Here is a 17,705-nt window from a genome sequence, read left to right as displayed (position 1 = left end):
TCCGTGCCCTTAAGCCTGCCCAGCGATTTCAACGCCACCCCCGAATGCCTTGCCGGTAAAACTATTCTCGTCACCGGTGCCGGCGACGGTATTGGTCGCGCCGCCGCACTGACTTATGCCAAACACGGCGCCACCGTCATTTTACTGGGCCGCACCGTCGAAAAACTGGAAGCGGTCTACGACGAGATCGAAGCCGCCGGCTACCCGCAAGCGGCTATTTACCCAGTGCATTTGCGCGGCGCGGTGATGAAAGATTACGAAGAACTGGCCAATACCATTGAGCGGGAATTTGGTCGCCTTGACGGCCTGCTTCACAACGCCGGCATACTCGGCCAACGCCGTACTTTGGCACAAACAACGATCGACAGCTGGGACGACGTATTGCACGTCAATATCACCGCAGCCTTTATGATGACCCAAGCCCTACTGCCCATGCTGGCCGCAGCCGACTCTGCCTCCGTCGTGCTAACCTCATCCAGCGTCGGTCGCAAAGGCCGCGCTTTTTGGGGCGCCTACGCGGTATCTAAATTCGCCACCGAAGGTTTTATGCAGGTCTTAGCCGACGAAGAGTTTGAGCTAAACAACACTCGAGTAAACACTATCAACCCCGGCGCCACCCAAACTGTAATGCGCCGCACCGCCTATCCAGGTGAGAACCCACAGGACAATCCACTACCCGAGGCCATTATGCCGCTGTATTTGTATTTAATGAGCGATGCCAGCGCCAAGGTAAACGGCCAGCAGTTTGACGCACAGCCAAAAGACTAAGACATTACAAGGCAAGTCTTTTGGCAAAGCAGTCACAAAAGGATATAAAAAGAGGGAAAACGCGCTGCTAGGTGAAGCGATCACCTTGCAGCGCAGTACAGCTCACTAGTCGCGAAGCAAACCCTGCATCAATTCGATTTGCTGCTGATAGGCTTCGTCGCCCTCGCCCGGAATAACCGGCAGCCCCAAGCGTGCAAATGCACTGACTTCTGTCCAATCAACTTCTGCTAGAGGATGCTCGGTTCCTACATAGGTTTGAAGTCTCGCCACGGTAACGATATCGGCATAATCCGCCACTTTAATGTCACGCTTAAAGTCAGCGCAGCCTTCAGGTACTGCAATCAACTCCTCAGCAAAGCCCCACACCTCTAAAATTCGACGCCCGACCTCTGGACTCAAACTTAATAGCGCCTGATCCAATAACTCGGGATGATCGCGCAAAAAGCCACGACCAACGGCATAAGACAAAATTGGTAGCGCGCCAATCTGATGGATAATACCCGCAAGGGTGGCCAACTCAGGCTTGAGGTGAACCTGGGATTTTGCCAAGGTATTGGATATTGCCGCCACATCGGTACTTTGCACCCAAATACTGCGCATGCGCTGATTCAGCGACTCTTTGGTAGACAGAAAGATTTGCTGCATGGCCAAGGTCGTCACCAAGGTACTGGTATAACCCAAGCCAATCCGACCAATTGCGCCTTTCACATCATTGATCGGCTGCAAGCCGCGGAGTAGAGAGCTATTTGCAACCCGTAAAATCCTTGCCGCAATTGAGCTATCGTTCTCAATAATCGTCGCAAGCATGCCAATATTGACCTCGGGGTCGCTGGCCGCCTCACGAATTTCTAGGGCGACCTCCGGCAGGGTCGGCAGCACCACTGAATCATTTTCGATCGCCTGTAGCAAATCGCTGCGAATCTGCTCTATCAAGGGATTCCTTTCACTCACATCTACACTCACATCAAAGCACTCATCAACAAAGACAACTGAAGATTAGCAGATAATTCGCCTCTGCACGGAATTCTATAAACACTAAATTTAGACCAGCATCGCATCCGCAGCAGCAAGTGCCGCCTGAGCGTCACACTCATAGCCCTGCGCCTGCATCGCGGCGGCCAATGCCGATAGCAGCAAGCGAATATTTTCAGGTTTTGCGCTGTAACCCATCAAGCCGATACGCCAAACCTTACCCGCGAGATCTCCCAAGCCAGCACCAATTTCAAGACTGTGGTTAGCAAGCAAATACTGACGTGTTGTGGCGTCGTCTACACCCGCCGGAATATAGACACTATTGAGCTGCGGCAAACGTTGCTCAGCCGCCACCACGAACTCGACTCCCAAGCTTTCTAGGCCCGCGGCTAAGGCTCGGTGCATAGTCGCATGACGTTGCCAAGCATTCTCCAGCCCCTCTTCCTGCAGCATAACCAGCGACTCATGCAAGCCGTATAAGGCATTGACCGGCGCAGTGTGATGATAAGCGCGCTTGCCGCCCTCACCCCAGTAACCAAGAATCAAATTCATGTCTAAAAACCAGCTCTGCACTGGGTGCTTACGCGCTTTTATCGCCGCTACCGCTGCGGGGCTAAAGGTCACTGGCGACAAACCTGGTGTGCAAGACAAGCACTTTTGGCTGCCGGAGTAGACTGCATCAGCTTGCCACTGATCAACCAGCAACGGCACTCCGCCCATAGAGGTAACTGCATCGACAATGCTCAGGCAGCCGTACTGCTTAGCTAGGCCACACAGCGCCTCTGCATCACTCAATGCACCGGTCGAAGTTTCGGCGTGGACAAAGGCCAGCAGCTTAATATCACTATGTTCTTTTAAGGCCGCTTCTACTGCTGCAGGGTCTACTGCTGTGCCCCAAGCAAAATCTAAACGAATAGCAGTGGCGCCACAGCGAGTAACATTCTCAATCATACGATTGCCGAACACGCCGTTCACACACACCAAAGCTTTATCACCAGGCTCTAGCAAATTAACAAAACACGCCTCCATACCTGCAGACCCAGGCGCAGAAATTGGCAAGGTCAATTCATTGCTAGTTTGGAAGGCGTATTTCAACAACTCTTTGGTTTCATCCATCATGCCAACAAACAAGGGGTCAAGATGCCCCAATGTTGGCCGCCCCAGCGCCTCAAGAATACGTGGGTGTACGTCTGAAGGACCAGGGCCCATCAAGGTGCGAAGTGGAGGATGAAACGAAGAAATAGCCATAAAAAATCTCACTGATCGGCTGCTACGCTGTATACGCAAGCGGCTGTTTTAATTAGAACGACGATGTTGACGGCGATTATACCCCAATAGCACGCAAGGGTAGAGACCGAGTTCACTTGGCACTCTGCTCAGTAAATTGCGATAGCGGCAACCACCACAATTCATTCCGAAAAGCCCGCAATAGGCGGTAATGTTCATATTGCAATTCTTTAGGCTGCTTGCAGCGCAAACTCGCAGCCGCCAAACTCAGCGGCGTAGCACTATCGCCAAATTCCAATAACTGCGTCAATTTCGCATCCCAAATAAAACTGCCGTAATGTCGCCAGTCATCCACCAAATGCCATTCGCTATTACCTGCTGCATTCTGCTCATAAATCAACACCGGCTCGGTAAACGGCCACGGCTCATACAAATAACCCGTCAGCGCAGCTTTTACAGCCGCTATTGCTTGCATGCCACCACCGTCGTTGGCGCCAATATCTGAGACGCAGGCACCGCACTCACATTCTTCACAATCAGCAATTACACCCAAGCGCCGCGGGCATAATTGATGCTCTACCGCCAACTCCGCAATACGGGACTTAGCGTGTTTGCGGTCGCGAAACAGCGCAAGGACCTCGCCGGTTTCCGCTATATTCGCCGGCAGGCCCGACCGCAGACGCAGCTGTACATCGCCGTTTGCGGCGCTAATAAAACGCGCGCAGCAGGCTCTCCCCAAGGCTTTAGCGCGGCGCTGCATCAACGGCTTTTCAAAGCGCAGCGCAGAACTATAATGCAGCCCCACAGACAAATTTCCTGCTAAGGCCTGCCACTCAACTCTATAAATCCGCCGCGCTAGTTTTACAGCTTTGCTGTCTCCGGCGGAGTTTTCAAAGTGCCTGAGCACCTGTGTCTGAAGCGAGCTAGCACTGCCCAAATACAATAACTCTCCTGCCTCGCCCCGCAATCGATAAATACCAGGCAGACAGGGAATCGCGTCCACCTCCTCCTGACTAATCGACGGCGGTAACACCGGTAAGCCAACCAGTAAACCCACTTCAAAATTAAACACCGCCTCCCCTTTGTCGGCGCGGGCGTAATCGAGAAAGGCCTTCATCGCATCCACATCCGCCATGGCGCGGTGATGAACCTCAGAATAAAAGCCTATGCGTTCGCAAATGGCCTCTAAGCCATGACGTGGCCACTCAGGGTAAAGCGTTCGAGCCAGTTTTAAAGTACACAAAACGCGGGGCTGATAGTCGCGACCAACACGCGCAAAATTAGCGCGCAAAAATCCCGCGTCAAAGCGGGCGTTATGGGCCACCAAGATAGCCTCATCCAAATACGACCACAGGGTCTCCTCCACCTGGGAAAAACTCGGCTTACCTCTAACCATACTGCTATGGATACCGGTTAGCCCCTGAATAAAGCTCGGCACCGCGCAGCCGGGATCAAGCAGCGACTGCCATTCGAGTTCACGCTCGCCATCTATTAAGCGAACCGCCGCCTCCATAATCTGATCGTGATCTGCTTGTCCGCCGGTAGTCTCTAGATCGACCAGGGCGAAGCGGTAATTTGCTAGCACTCCACACCCCGCATCGCGAACGCGACGCGCAGCACTGTGAGCAACAAAGTACGGTGGCAAGCCAATCTCATGGTTATCAACCTAAAGTGAATACATTTCAGCAATGATAAACCACCTAACGATATGCTACCCAATTTGTTTTACTTTAAGCCAAATGGTGCCAGCTAAATCAATGAGAAAAGAATTGCAAAGCCTCTGCTATTACAAACCGCAATAACAGAGGCTGAGGAGGATGTTTACTAATCAGTTACAGCTAACTTCAACAGTTTTCGGGTACCAGACTGGCAACACAAAGTTCACAAAGCCACTAGCAAATGCATTTAAAAAGCTAAGTTCAGTCTCTACAGAAGACCAAGTACTAGAGCCGCATTCCTCACTAAGATTAACCGGGTCACTCACCTCTACCAAAGCCAAAATAGCATTGTGATGCCACTGCTCAGTAACAATTTTAGCTTCGTTTGGCGTGCCATTATCAAAGTGTATAGTGGTACAACCAGCGCTTGCTAGCAACAACGCAAAAACAGCAATACGTTTCAAATACATAACCTTTTCTTCCCTATTCACCGAGGATTAATTACACCAAACTTTAACGCTATGTGGAGCGTAAATACCCAAAGTAACAGCACCTAAAAGGCCATCAACAAAGGTTTGCTGAGACTGCATTTGCGCTACATTCTGCTGAGCACAAACAGCTGTAACATCAACGCGATGCTCACCAGCCAAACCCCAAAAGAAAAAATTCTTCCGCTGCTGATAGCTTGGCTCAGAAGAAAGCTTTGCCGAAGAACTGGGATTAATCGTCACCGTAGAACAGGCCCCCAGAGACAGCGCCAGAAACACTGTTGTAAATTGTTTTTTCATGAATATCCTTGTTACAAATCATATTAGACGTAGACGGCGCATTACCGAATGCCAAGCCTGAAAGCCGAAGTAACTGAGAGACATCGCAGACACCAGCCAAAAATACCTAAAAAGATATTCATCGCTGTCATCATGGACTGAAATAAATAGATAAACCGAAAGGAGTATCGCCAATTCCCTAGCATCAACCGCTCACATACCTGTGCCGCGCAAGAATAGCGACAATAGCCTTTACCCCGCAAGCGCTAAATGTGATTTAATACTACTTCGCATGCGTACCAAAGCTAACCAAAATAACGCCAAAAGATGAGTGACCAGCATGAGCAAGCTAATCAAGCCTTTTAAAATAGATATACCACAGACCCAACTCGACGACCTCAAAGCTCGACTGGCCAATACCCGCTGGCCAAACAAAGAGCCGGTCGACGACTGGAGCCAAGGCGCGCCCTTAAACGCAGTACAATCACTTTGCGACTACTGGCAAAACCAGTACGACTGGCGCCGCTGCGAACGCGAAATCAATGCCCACCCCCAGTTCACTACCGAGATCGACGGTCTAGAAATACACTTTTTGCACATTCGCTCGCCGCACGAAAACGCCATGCCCATGATCATGACCCACGGCTGGCCCGGTTCAATACTCGAATTTATGAAGGTTATTGGTCCGCTAACCAACCCCACCGCCCACGGCGGCAAAGCGGAAGACGCCTTTCACTTAGTCATTCCCTCACTGCCCGGCTACGGTTTTTCAGGCAAGCCAAGCTGCACCGGCTGGGGACTAGAGCGTATTGCCAAGGCGTGGATCAGCCTCATGGCCCGCCTAGAATATGCGGAATTTGTTGCCCAGGGCGGTGACTGGGGCTCTGGCGTAACCAGCGCTATAGGCCATATACACCCGCCACAATGCCTAGCGATCCACATCAACATGGCACTAGCACAACCCTCAGAAGAGGACTTAGCCTCCCTTAGCGAACGCGATCAAAAAGCATTGGCAGATATTCAATACTATTTCGACTCCGACTCTGGCTACGCCATGATTCAAAAGTCACGGCCACAATCAGTCGGCTATGGTTTAGCCGACTCCCCCGCAGCACAAGCGGCGTGGATATACGAAAAATTCCATCGTTGGACCGACAATAACGGCCGCCCAGAAGACGCACTCACGACCGATCAAATGCTCGACGACATCAGCATCTACTGGCTAACTAACAGCGGCGCCTCATCAGCCCGCTTATACTGGGAAAGTTTCGAAAGCATTTTTGCCGAGCCAATGACCATGCCCTGCGGCATCACAATTTTCCCAAAAGAGCTGTTCCGCCCTGCACGCAAATGGGCCGAGCGCATTCACCAAAATCTAATCCACTGGAACGAAGTAGAAAAAGGCGGACACTTTGCCGCTTTTGAACAACCCGAAATTTTTGTTAATGAGGTACGAAGCTGCTTTGCGAAAATTAGGTAGTTGATAGTACAGGGTTTGTGAAAAGCCCTGTACTTAATTCCGGCTCTAACTAGAAGATCAAATTCATTTTTAGAGCCTCGGTAACTCGTCGACCGTAGCCCCGCTCCACATCCATTCCAACACCTCTTCAGCGGGAACGCATTTCATAGATACCAAGGCTGGCAGAGTCTCTTGCCTATGCTGTGCGGCCAGTCCTTACTGAGCGACAAGCCCCTTAAGCGCCTCCTTTTTTCTAAGCTGCCTGTGCGGCAGTGAACAATTTGAGGAGTGCAAGTGTCTTACTCAACAGTTTCTAAGCTGCCTGTGCGGCAGTGAACAGTGTAGTTTGACACTTGCAAGCACGGCTATATTTCTAAGCTGCCTGTGCGGCAGTGAACCTTTTGCGGGGCGGGCAGACATTTCAATGCGTTTTCTAAGCTGCCTGTGCGGCAGTGAACCCCTCATCTTCGACAAACCAACATCCACACTATTTCTAAGCTGCCTGTGCGGCAGTGAACCGTCACAATCACAATCGGCAACAACGCCGCATTTTCTAAGCTGCCTGTGCGGCAGTGAACTTCTAGGGCGGTGCCGGCCAGCATTTTTAATTTTTCTAAGCTGCCTGTGCGGCAGTGAACCATGAGCGTGATGTTGCTTAGTCCATTTTAGATTTCTAAGCTGCCTGTGCGGCAGTGAACAATGCGTGCGCTCTCTTTGGTGCTGTGGCCTAGTTTCTAAGCTGCCTGTGCGGCAGTGAACCACTGGTGTGGCTGTTAATGCGGTTGTTCGGTTTTCTAAGCTGCCTGTGCGGCAGTGAACAGCCCAGCGAATCCGCGTGATCTCCTCTTGGCTTTCTAAGCTGCCTGTGCGGCAGTGAACGACCACCCATGGCACTCACTGTCATTTCTACTTTTCTAAGCTGCCTGTGCGGCAGTGAACGCATTTTTAATTCGCCGCGGTTATTGCGCTGCTTTCTAAGCTGCCTGTGCGGCAGTGAACGTGCACCCAAGAACCTGCGCCCCTTTCAGAAATTTCTAAGCTGCCTGTGCGGCAGTGAACTCCCAAAAGCTTGCAGCGGTTACCGAGGCAATTTTCTAAGCTGCCTGTGCGGCAGTGAACATCAATAGCCGGAACGCCAGCAGCGCCGCAGTTTTCTAAGCTGCCTGTGCGGCAGTGAACCTGATATTTATATGTTTTTGGTCGGAACGGCATTTCTAAGCTGCCTGTGCGGCAGTGAACCGCAGCCTTGTCAGCCGACACAACCAGTTCGCTTTCTAAGCTGCCTGTGCGGCAGTGAACGACGCCTAACAGACCTAAGCCGCGAAGAGTACTTTCTAAGCTGCCTGTGCGGCAGTGAACACAAGATTTTCGAGACTACCGCAAACCATAGTTTTCTAAGCTGCCTGTGCGGCAGTGAACAAGAACGAATATTGGTTGTGCGTTCCGGTTATTTTCTAAGCTGCCTGTGCGGCAGTGAACGCTAACTGCTGTCTGTTTTTTTGTGCGTAAGTTTTCTAAGCTGCCTGTGCGGCAGTGAACCCGCACTGTTGTGAATCCGCACCCAATCATCATTTCTAAGCTGCCTGTGCGGCAGTGAACCTCGCCTGCGAATGTACTCACCACCTCAGTGCTTTCTAAGCTGCCTGTGCGGCAGTGAACTGTTCTACGATACTCAATTTGGCATAGTTGTTTTTCTAAGCTGCCTGTGCGGCAGTGAACATCGCGGCAATGCTGTATCAGCACGATTTCGATTTCTAAGCTGCCTGTGCGGCAGTGAACATGGATGACGAAATGCTGCACGTCGCTGAGACTTTCTAAGCTGCCTGTGCGGCAGTGAACCTTTATGTATGTATTATCGCTGTCGCACTTTGTTTCTAAGCTGCCTGTGCGGCAGTGAACGATCCCAACCAACATCCCTAATAGTGCTGTCTTTTCTAAGCTGCCTGTGCGGCAGTGAACTTATGAGCGTGTTTGAACTTGAATTTGAAACATTTCTAAGCTGCCTGTGCGGCAGTGAACGCCTGGCACTATCTCCTCGCGACGGCTGAACATTTCTAAGCTGCCTGTGCGGCAGTGAACCTTACATCAAGCTGGCGCTCTGCGCTTTCTTTTTTCTAAGCTGCCTGTGCGGCAGTGAACGGGGCGCTATACGAACTGTGCCTAGACCCGCTTTTCTAAGCTGCCTGTGCGGCAGTGAACCGAAGTCGATTACGAATACCCGCGCGGCCTGTTTTCTAAGCTGCCTGTGCGGCAGTGAACCTCCCCTGGGTATCCCCTGTGGATAGACAAGTTTTCTAAGCTGCCTGTGCGGCAGTGAACGCAGCGGCGGTGTAGTCGCCCTGGGCTTTTAGTTTCTAAGCTGCCTGTGCGGCAGTGAACGCTTAACTGGTGGCGCAATAGCGTTTGTGCAATTTCTAAGCTGCCTGTGCGGCAGTGAACTGTTCGATTTGCGGCTATTGCCCGAGCTATCATTTCTAAGCTGCCTGTGCGGCAGTGAACGGGCGGCAGTTGGATTACTGGTGCGACTTACTTTTCTAAGCTGCCTGTGCGGCAGTGAACAATTCCAGAGTTTGTCTAAGATTTTATCCATCTTTCTAAGCTGCCTGTGCGGCAGTGAACAGTTGCTGTCTTTGCCGCCATGGCCAACCTTGTTTCTAAGCTGCCTGTGCGGCAGTGAACTCTAGCTCTAAATCCCAATACATGGTTAGTGTTTTCTAAGCTGCCTGTGCGGCAGTGAACGGCGCAAAACAAGTGGTCGTTTAAATCTAATATTTCTAAGCTGCCTGTGCGGCAGTGAACATCTTCTGGCAATCCTTGGTGTCGTTGTTTTATTTCTAAGCTGCCTGTGCGGCAGTGAACGCGAAGGCGAACAAAGCGGCAGCAATAGCCAATTTCTAAGCTGCCTGTGCGGCAGTGAACTCGGTCTATACCGGCCTTTGTGATATTTCTGATTTCTAAGCTGCCTGTGCGGCAGTGAACAACGTCTTCCATCATTGTCACGCCATCGAGCGTTTCTAAGCTGCCTGTGCGGCAGTGAACTGAATTTTACAGCACAAAAAAATAGCTGCAACAGGTACTTAGGTAAGTTTGCGTGCAAATACCCTAGCATTTCACCTAAACTACAACTAGTTGAATTTTATAGATTTTTAAAGAGCGGAAAAAATTTTGGTATTTACTCAGTTAAATAGTCCATCAATAGACCATCTGCCCATTGAGGAAGTGGCTATTGTATAGCTGTAACTAGACCGTCACCAAGCACGGCAATTTGCTTGAATGGGTTATCTGAACGAGAGTTGTCGAGCAAGTAAATACCATCGCATAAGGGCAACACTTGTCTGATGTTTTTCAAGGTACGCGGAATCCATTCGCGAACTTTGTTTCTGGAACAGAATGTCCACCTTCTTCCGCACCTGATATACGCTACCAGAGGAGTTGTAGCAGATTGCTACAACTCCTCTTACTCGTATCAAAACCAAGGGACTGTGGCAGTTTTGGAAATGCCGTAGCCATTAAATACCCCTTCTATTGGCTGCCCAGCCATACGCCTATTTAAAAAAAGTAGAAAATTTTCGCCGGTACTAGCACTTTTTAAGCTGACATGTGGTAAATGAAGTGGTTGCTTCATCTTGTCTAATGCAGCGACTTCTAACTCGCTTGTCCAAGTACCTCTTTGCAAATGCCGTTTCTTTAAACGCTCAAAACGGCTTTTCCCTTTGGCGTGTACTCGTGTGAAAAAGACGTGTTTTGTGACCGACAAAGGTATTACATTTACTTGTGTAATTAGCCCATAATCTTTAACAGCAGCCATATCACTTAGCTGCTGAAAAATTTGCTCTACATCACTTTTAACACCAAGCACCCGAATAATTCCGCCTAAGGTTCTTTGCTGCCCGTAGGCGGGAAACGACAAGCCAATTCGTCCACAGTATTGCGGCAGCACCCTATGCAGTTTTTGCATCAAATGTGCAATAACTGCTGATTGCAGAATTTCAGCATTGGGTAGTGCTTTAATATCGAAATAGCTATCCATGCTCTACTCCTTGCCACTTGCACCAAATACGCCACCACGAATTAAGACAGCCATCACGTAATGCTGGTTAGCAATATCAGGTTTTTCACCTTTTAATACCCATTTATCGAACAGGCTGTAAAAATCCAGCTTTTGTTTTGGTTGTCTAAAAGCAGTGCCCAAAGTGGTTACTGCGCCATAAGGTTCAATTGCAATGGGAAATTGAGCGTCTTCGCTGTACCACATATCTATGGTACGAATGGCATTGCTAATTTTTTGAGAATGCATGCCTGCCTGCTTGCTCACTTCGTTATTAACATAAAGCACCTTACTTTTGGTACTACCTGTATCAAGAATCAATTCTTGTGATGGAAACACCTCTTGTCCATAACCTACCATTGCCTCGCCTTTCACATACAACAAAACGAACAACTCGCCTTTCAAGCCCTGCTCAATCAATTCGGCCAACTGGTTAAGTTCAGTTGATTCCGTAGAAAAATCATTAAGTGAAAATACTTTGGCGTCATCAAAGATAATTGTGTGCTTGGTATCAGCCACAGTGCATTCAACCGTAACTTTTACTGATTCTGATCCTAAGCGGTTGCGCCATAACCAGCGAGCATTGGCCATATTCATAGCGTAATGTTTTGCTAGGGTTGATACGCCTTGTTCTTGTAAATAACCTTTTACCACTTGCTCTAAAGCAACTTTATAAGCTGGATCGTTACATACACTAGGGCTTCCGGTGAATGGTAATACCTTGCAACTCCATTTAACCACCAAGGTATCCTTGCCCACCTCTAGGGAAGCAACATCTACGCGTTGCAAATTGGCCTTTTCAATTTCAGCATCAAGTTTTACGGGGTCGCTGGCTATCGCATTTTTTAAACGGTTAGAAATTGTACCGCGCACCGATTTTTCTTTAACCGTTACAGGTGTAGGTAAAGCCCCATCACCTGCACTGTCACGCTGCCAAAAGAAAGCGTCTGAAATATCCAAGTTACGTTCAAAAGCCAACACGCTAGCAGTTTTTAAATCACTCATAAATTTCTTCCTTAAAGTTTATCGTTGGTTTGTGTTACTAAATAAAGATTGTTTTGTGGTTGGCTATAACGCCAAAAGCAGGCACTTAAATCATTCAAGCGATAGGGAAACACCCACTTACCCAAGCTATAAACACACTCAACATATTGGCTGGGGTATTCTGGGTTGCGGCTATTGGCAAGCTGGCTCGGTGCAATTAATGGTGCAATGCCCTGAAAACCTATGGGAATAGGCACTAGCCAACCACGCCCTGTTTTTACACTGGTCGCTCGCCACTCGGTTTCTTTTTGCTCTGTGTCAGGCGGAATATGATGCATGGTTTCAACATCAATCAAAGCATCCAAGGCTGTTGCTTGTGGCTGATTTTTCCGTATTTCCTCCGTAATTTCAGCAAGATCATTTTGTGCATCCATCAATACAAAAGCAGGCAATAAAGCGCGTTGTAAGTCTCTACTGGTAGATTCAAACCATTTAATAGACCGCATATTGAACACGCTGCCACCGGCTATACGCTGCTGCATAATTAGCTGCTTAATCGTTTGTTCAAACTCATCGGCGCTTTCTCTTAAAGCCTTGTGGGCTTGGCGGTCAATATTGACTTCAATAACCAAGCTGACCGTTAAATTAACCTTACCTTCTTCAACAATAGCTGCTGTCTTGCCGTCCTTTTTAATCGGGTTTCGGGTTTGGTTAAAGGTGTAATCCGCGTAGCTATGGGGGCGATATTGCTGAACACTGCATTGATGCGAAGCAATCAACACACCACCTAAACTAATGCCGTTTTCTGCTGGGAGCCTTCTACCCAGCGCGTGTATTGCACCAACAAAACCTGTAATAGCCGGAAAGCCATACGTCAGTGGGCTAGAGATTGTATTTGCAGCCTGTATCTCTAGGCGATCTAACAATAAGTAGCTGGTATGCGTCATATAAATACTCCTTGCCCTGCACGTTGGCTGGCTTTTATAGCGTCACGCATTTCTCGTACCCATTCGGTGTATTCGGCATCGGCAAATTCATATTTCTTACTGGGGAATTTTCGTTTTAAAATATCGTTTAGCCAAAGTGAAAAATTTTGTTCAATGGTTCTAGCCCAATCCTCGCTCTCTCTGCGCTCAGCAAAAACCTCCTCTCCCTCTATGTCGGCTCGCTGTGGGTCTAGCCAATATTTTTCGGCCATATCAAGCTGATAGTCCTTACTCCAGCCCGCGACATATTGGCGCTGAACTTTGTCGGCCAAAACTAAAATTTCGGCCAAAATAACATCTATTGCTTCCTTGCGCTGATCTCGCCATTCCACGGTATTTTTAACCGATCTCACAACAATAAAAAGCTGCTGCAAACCTAAGTAACACTGATAACGCAGGCTGTTGTTAAAAATGGTGGCCTGGTTTTTACTCAAGCTAAATTCACGCTGCGGTTTTAGCTCTGGTGGCAATGAGGGTAGCAAATAGCTCCGCCCACCCTGCCCACTGGTTAACTGGCTTATATTTTGGGGTTTTGTGCCCCCAAGTTTCTTTACTGCTAAATCACTAATAGACACATAAGCAGCCTGTTCTGCCGTTTTCTTTTTGCGATTGTCTCGCGCTTCTTTATTGGCTTCGCTATAGCGAATATCATTCAACTTTTGGAATACCGCATGGGTTAGCGCCGAAGGATGGAGAGGTACCAAGGTGGTATATTCATTCGTTTGCGCTGCATTTTCAGTGCTGGGCCAAAGTAATTGCTTATTGCGCTCATCTGTTGAGGGTTGGCTTTGCTCATTACTCAAGGCCGCTTTAAATTTAGCTTGGTATGCCTTTGAGTTTTCTGGCGTAGTTGAAAATGCACCCGCTAAAGCGGCGTGATTTTGCAAAATTAAATCACGTAAAGTAAGGCCTGATTTTTCATCGACAAGCACATTGAAAAATGACGCCAAGGGTAAAGATGCAGCATTACCATTGGCATCTAGCGCTAAGCTGCCTAGAGTTTGAGACCCAATCAACCCTATAGGCAATTCACGCTCATCACGAAAATTAACATTATCGCCTTTAGAATCAGGATGAACGCCCTTGGCGATATGCGTACCAAAATTTAGCTCCGCTGCCATTTTGTTAGCAGCGTTAGCCATCCAATTGTCCAGCGCATACTTTTGCCGTAACTTTGAGATAGCCTCCTTAACATCCTGAATCGCATCAATGTCATTGTCTTTTTCAGCTTTATCCAGCCGCTTTAGCTCTGGCTCCAGCTTTTTATTCTGTTGGGTCTGCAAGAATTCAGCGATAGCGTCCCTAACTTGATTTGAGCTTATTCCACTCATATACACTCCTCGTTAACATTAAGCTGAAAGTAGAACATCCTTATCCAGCAATATCTCTATTCAATAATCATTTAAATCATCGCCTTTTAACCATTCATCTCTATTTTCCAAACGCACCGTTCTATTTAATCCGCGCCACATAAGCTAATTCCCCGCCCAAAATCCAAGCAAAGGATGAAACGCCCACCCTTTCGCCTTTTCGTCTAAACACACGGTGGCATAACGCAGCGCCACTGGCTTTAACTCGTCTTCGCCCAGTTGTTGGGCTAATGCGTTTAACGCACCACCTAATGACTCACCCAGCCACGGCTTTACCACCGTACTGCATGGCTGAATATCAGTAAATCGAAGCCAGCTGTTCACTGTGGCCGCATCACTACCACTAGCCCATGCCAATTCAGACGCATAAAAACTAAAGCCACTTTCAGCGTTATCATCAGGCAAGCACACGTAGTCATCTTGCTTTTGTGCCTGCTCTCTAAAGGGGCTAATACGCTGTAAATGTACGCAGGCTTGGCTGGCACTGTCTGGCTGCCAATAGGCGTTTACCACGTTTCGTTTGGGGTTGGTGAACAGGCTGGCCATTACCGCGTGCTCTAAATCGGCCAATTGCGTTTTGGGTTGTAGCTCATTGGGTTTGGTTATTCTTGAAATGGCCGTTATGGGCCGCAATTGCTCTTCACTAATCAGCTTTTCCACGTTATGGGTGCTTAGTAAAAACGGCGTTTTGGCCTCTTCAAAACCTGGCCGCGTGAACACAGCGTCACCTACGCCTAGATTATTTCCTAACTTTAAGGCGGCAATATTGGCGGCCATTATTTTTATGTTTGGTGTTTGCGCTTGCTTTTCTGGCCGATGCCGCCAAACCCGACCTGCCAATTGAATAATTGAGCGCATTGATGATGGCTCAACAATTGCCCAATCGTAGTCGTGGTCTCTACCCACTTCGGCTACCGGTGTGGCTAGCACGATAAAAACATGGTGTTTTTGGGGGCTGGTATTTACCGCCAATGGTCAAACAAGTTGGCGGCGTTTGATCTATCAAGAATGCGGTCTAGCTTTGTTTCCAGGCTATTTCTTAATACTAATAGTTGCCTTGCGTGGTAACAGCATAAATGGACTTCGGTATCTTCAAGTGTTTCTGAAAACTGATACAGCTCCTGCGCTATTCGCACCATGGGGGCAATATTTGCGCAGCGAATTAAACCAACACTGGCCGTTTTTTCTGTGCTTTTATCTATGTTGTGGTACTGGTGGTGTAGATTGTTAGCCTCTGCCAATAGCAGCTCCGCCAATGCACCAAAATTTATTCTGTCGTTTTCTTCAACTGGCGGCGGCAAGTTAATTGGCAGTATTTCGCCTATTCGGCGTGGCGGCTCTTTCGCTAATTTGGCCGCTCGTTTTGTTACGAACTCGCCTTGCTGGGCTATAAATTGATCTGCCTGAGAGCACTCTGAATGGCTTTGGCCATTTTCGTCAAACCATGCACAAACCACCTTAGATTTGACCAAGCCTGTTTGTGCATTCCAAATGTCGCGCCCTGCTTGATAAGCTGCAAATAATCCGGCGGTTAAATCTGGCGTTAAGGTGGCGGACGACAATAAAACACGACTGCCAAACATACCCGCCAAATGGACTAAGCGCGACAGGGCTGGTAGGTCTGATTGCCCAAAGTCGTCTGGCTCGTCCAAGATTAAATCACTGCTTAGTAAGCGTAAAATTGGGGCAATATGTTTTCCGCCACGGATGTTTTCGCTGGCATTTATTATGTGATCTATGGTGCAACTAACGACGGGGGCGAACAATAAATCGCGTGCTTTTGGGTTTTCTATCACTGTGCCCAATATTGAGCTATCAATGCCGCTGTCGCCAAATTTTACGGTTTCATCCACTAATTCTGCCAGTGATTCACTACCCACGCTTGCAAACTCATCGGCATCTTCATCAGCAGATTGATTATTTAATTCAAATAATTTTCGGCTTGCGGCACTGCCTACCAAAATTGCAAGGTTGCTTTCGTCTAAATCTAATCTTTTGCGCAGCGCCAAGCCTGTTTGTAGTGTTAACACTCTTAGGCCCAAGGCGATGGTAAAACGTGTGCCTCGCTTAGGGTCTGCCAAGGCGTGCATGATGCGGGCGTTTGCCAAGGTTTTACCGCAGCCGGTTGATGCCATATTGACACCAAAAAACCCTTGTTTTTGGGTGGTTGCTTGCAGCTTTGTGGCGAGATCAAACGAACGATTTTGCCACTGAAAGCGTGACGCACTGGTACGCTGGTTAAACGCCTTGGCTTTTAATTTATCTATGGGCGGTAAATGTAAAGCAAGCTGGGGCAACATCCTCGCAAACTGAGCAGAGAACCGCGCCACGCCTAAAAGATGCTGATCTAAGGCCTGTTTCGGCAGACCGGTCTTTCTATCGGTATTCGCCAGCAACTCATCTTTTAGCGCTTTATCACCTTTTACTTGCTGGCTTTGCTCTAGGCTCAGGCTTGAAAAGTTATGGTCGCCTATCATTAAACATAAGCGGGCCAAGTGCATAATGAACGGCTCGCTAATCGGCTTTTCAGCTAACTGAATCAACGGTGCATGGTTTAATGCTTTATTCGCCCAACGGGCTAGGGCGGTTTGCCACACATTGCTGTTTACTATAGGCGCTTTAAGCTGCCAAAAATCGGCATTATCTGAGCGACCTTCAATGCTTTTAGGATTTTTAACCCAGTAGTCAACGGCTTTTAACTGCTCATAAAAGTCTGTAATTGTGTTGTCGAGCAAAAAGGTATTCGCTCTAAGAGCTTTACGGTTTTCTGGGCTAAAGTAATTTTCGTCGTAAAACGGCAAGCGATGATGGGTCACAATTAGCCAGCCCAGTAATTTCGCTAACGGTGGCGCAGATTCAAGCCTTGGCTTTTCCTTTTCTTCGCCTAATGAGCTGAGCCAGTCTGGTGTGCCTGCTATATAGCTAGAAAAGTTCACCAACCTTTTAAGCCATGCTTCATCATCGCCACAACCGTTAATCATTGCCAAAAATATATGTAATGAAATCCATTCGTGCCGATAAGGGTCGCCTTTATTTACACCGAACTTTGCATGAAGCTTCTTCTGAAAACCTACTGTGGCTTTACCAAGGTCATGTAGCAAAGCGGCCAAAGCAGCAAGAACTTGAATACTGTAGGCATGGTGCCATTGATTCTCCCAATCGGAGTGTAATAAATCATTTACAGTGCTATTTACCGGCACTCGCCCCAATTCATTAAATTTTGTCCTATTCCCAACCACCCAAATCAGCTCACTCCTTGCCCTATTCCGAATCCAATGGCAACTCACCGCCGTATTCTTTGTTGCCGTTTTGCGCAGTAACTTCTTAACCGCCAGCAAACCCTCTTGGGTGATCACGGTTTGCCATGTGTTGTCGCCAATACGGTCGGCAAAGGCATCTAAGACCCGCCTGCTGCGGGCAATGGCCTTTTTATCGCATTGGGAAACAAAGGTGACCATCATTTAGC

General features: G+C 48.4%; 13 protein-coding genes and 1 CRISPR repeat array. Of the genes, 2 read left to right on the top strand and 11 right to left on the bottom strand.

The genetic code is table 11. The annotated features are described in order from the left end of the window. Positions 1 to 3: 3 nt before the first annotated feature. Positions 4 to 768, top strand: a complete 765-nt coding sequence (locus tag AB4876_RS13950) for a YciK family oxidoreductase (protein WP_368382392.1) — start codon at positions 4 to 6, stop codon at positions 766 to 768. Between the two features lie 105 nt (positions 769 to 873). Here AB4876_RS13950 and AB4876_RS13945 read toward each other — a convergent pair whose 3' ends face one another. The 5 genes from AB4876_RS13945 to AB4876_RS13925 all read right to left on the bottom strand — a co-directional run bounded on the left by AB4876_RS13945 (position 874) and on the right by AB4876_RS13925 (position 5,413). Then, a complete protein-coding gene (locus AB4876_RS13945; RefSeq protein ID WP_368382391.1) occupies positions 874 to 1,719 on the bottom strand; it encodes an HDOD domain-containing protein in 846 nt (281 codons plus the stop codon). A 90-nt stretch (positions 1,720 to 1,809) separates the two neighbouring features. Next, positions 1,810 to 2,988, bottom strand: coding sequence for a pyridoxal-phosphate-dependent aminotransferase family protein (locus AB4876_RS13940; protein WP_368382390.1), 1,179 nt, complete (start codon positions 2,986 to 2,988; stop codon positions 1,810 to 1,812). A gap of 112 nt (positions 2,989 to 3,100) precedes the next feature. Further along, positions 3,101 to 4,612, bottom strand: a complete 1,512-nt coding sequence (locus AB4876_RS13935) for an exonuclease domain-containing protein (protein WP_368382389.1) — start codon at positions 4,610 to 4,612, stop codon at positions 3,101 to 3,103. Positions 4,613 to 4,795: 183 nt separating this feature from the next. After that, positions 4,796 to 5,095 carry a Bor/Iss family lipoprotein gene (locus AB4876_RS13930; protein WP_368382388.1) on the bottom strand — a complete coding sequence of 100 codons (300 nt, stop codon included), beginning with the start codon at positions 5,093 to 5,095 and terminating at the stop codon, positions 4,796 to 4,798. Between the two features lie 27 nt (positions 5,096 to 5,122). Further along, on the bottom strand, positions 5,123 to 5,413 hold the full coding sequence (locus tag AB4876_RS13925; protein ID WP_368382387.1) for a Bor family protein: 291 nt from the start codon (positions 5,411 to 5,413) through the stop codon (positions 5,123 to 5,125). Positions 5,414 to 5,732: 319 nt separating this feature from the next. On the opposite strand from AB4876_RS13925, the gene AB4876_RS13920 reads away from it, so the two are divergent. Further along, positions 5,733 to 6,872: an epoxide hydrolase family protein gene (locus AB4876_RS13920; RefSeq protein WP_368382386.1), complete on the top strand. Its 1,140-nt coding sequence runs from the start codon at positions 5,733 to 5,735 to the stop codon at positions 6,870 to 6,872. A gap of 229 nt (positions 6,873 to 7,101) precedes the next feature. Next, positions 7,102 to 9,890: a CRISPR direct-repeat array (repeat unit 28 nt; unit sequence TTTCTAAGCTGCCTGTGCGGCAGTGAAC). A 427-nt stretch (positions 9,891 to 10,317) separates the two neighbouring features. On the opposite strand, the gene cas6f is transcribed toward AB4876_RS13920, so the two are convergent. The 6 genes from cas6f to cas3f form a co-directional block, all read right to left on the bottom strand. After that, positions 10,318 to 10,881: a type I-F CRISPR-associated endoribonuclease Cas6/Csy4 gene (cas6f, locus tag AB4876_RS13915; RefSeq protein ID WP_368382385.1), complete on the bottom strand. Its 564-nt coding sequence runs from the start codon at positions 10,879 to 10,881 to the stop codon at positions 10,318 to 10,320. A gap of 3 nt (positions 10,882 to 10,884) precedes the next feature. Beyond that, positions 10,885 to 11,904, bottom strand: coding sequence for a type I-F CRISPR-associated protein Csy3 (csy3, locus tag AB4876_RS13910; protein WP_368382384.1), 1,020 nt, complete (start codon positions 11,902 to 11,904; stop codon positions 10,885 to 10,887). 11 nt (positions 11,905 to 11,915) lie between these two features. Then, complete coding sequence (csy2, locus tag AB4876_RS13905; protein ID WP_368382383.1) at positions 11,916 to 12,830, bottom strand: type I-F CRISPR-associated protein Csy2; 915 nt, start codon at positions 12,828 to 12,830, stop codon at positions 11,916 to 11,918. Beyond that, positions 12,827 to 14,200: a type I-F CRISPR-associated protein Csy1 gene (gene csy1, locus AB4876_RS13900; RefSeq protein ID WP_368382382.1), complete on the bottom strand. Its 1,374-nt coding sequence runs from the start codon at positions 14,198 to 14,200 to the stop codon at positions 12,827 to 12,829. The genes csy2 and csy1 overlap by 4 nt, the downstream gene beginning before the upstream one ends. Positions 14,201 to 14,344: 144 nt before the next feature. Then, entirely contained in the window at positions 14,345 to 15,211 is an 867-nt protein-coding gene (locus tag AB4876_RS13895; protein WP_368382381.1) for a hypothetical protein, read from the bottom strand. Then, complete coding sequence (gene cas3f, locus AB4876_RS13890; protein ID WP_368382380.1) at positions 15,202 to 17,700, bottom strand: type I-F CRISPR-associated helicase Cas3f; 2,499 nt, start codon at positions 17,698 to 17,700, stop codon at positions 15,202 to 15,204. The genes AB4876_RS13895 and cas3f overlap by 10 nt, the downstream gene beginning before the upstream one ends. Positions 17,701 to 17,705: the final 5 nt, after the last annotated feature.

The sequence above is a fragment of the Zhongshania guokunii genome (assembly GCF_040892635.1).
Classification (GTDB): Bacteria; Pseudomonadota; Gammaproteobacteria; order Pseudomonadales; family Spongiibacteraceae; genus Spongiibacter; species Spongiibacter guokunii.
The sequence above is the reverse complement of the archived record's forward strand: the minus strand, read 5'-3'. Positions and strand labels throughout refer to the sequence as shown.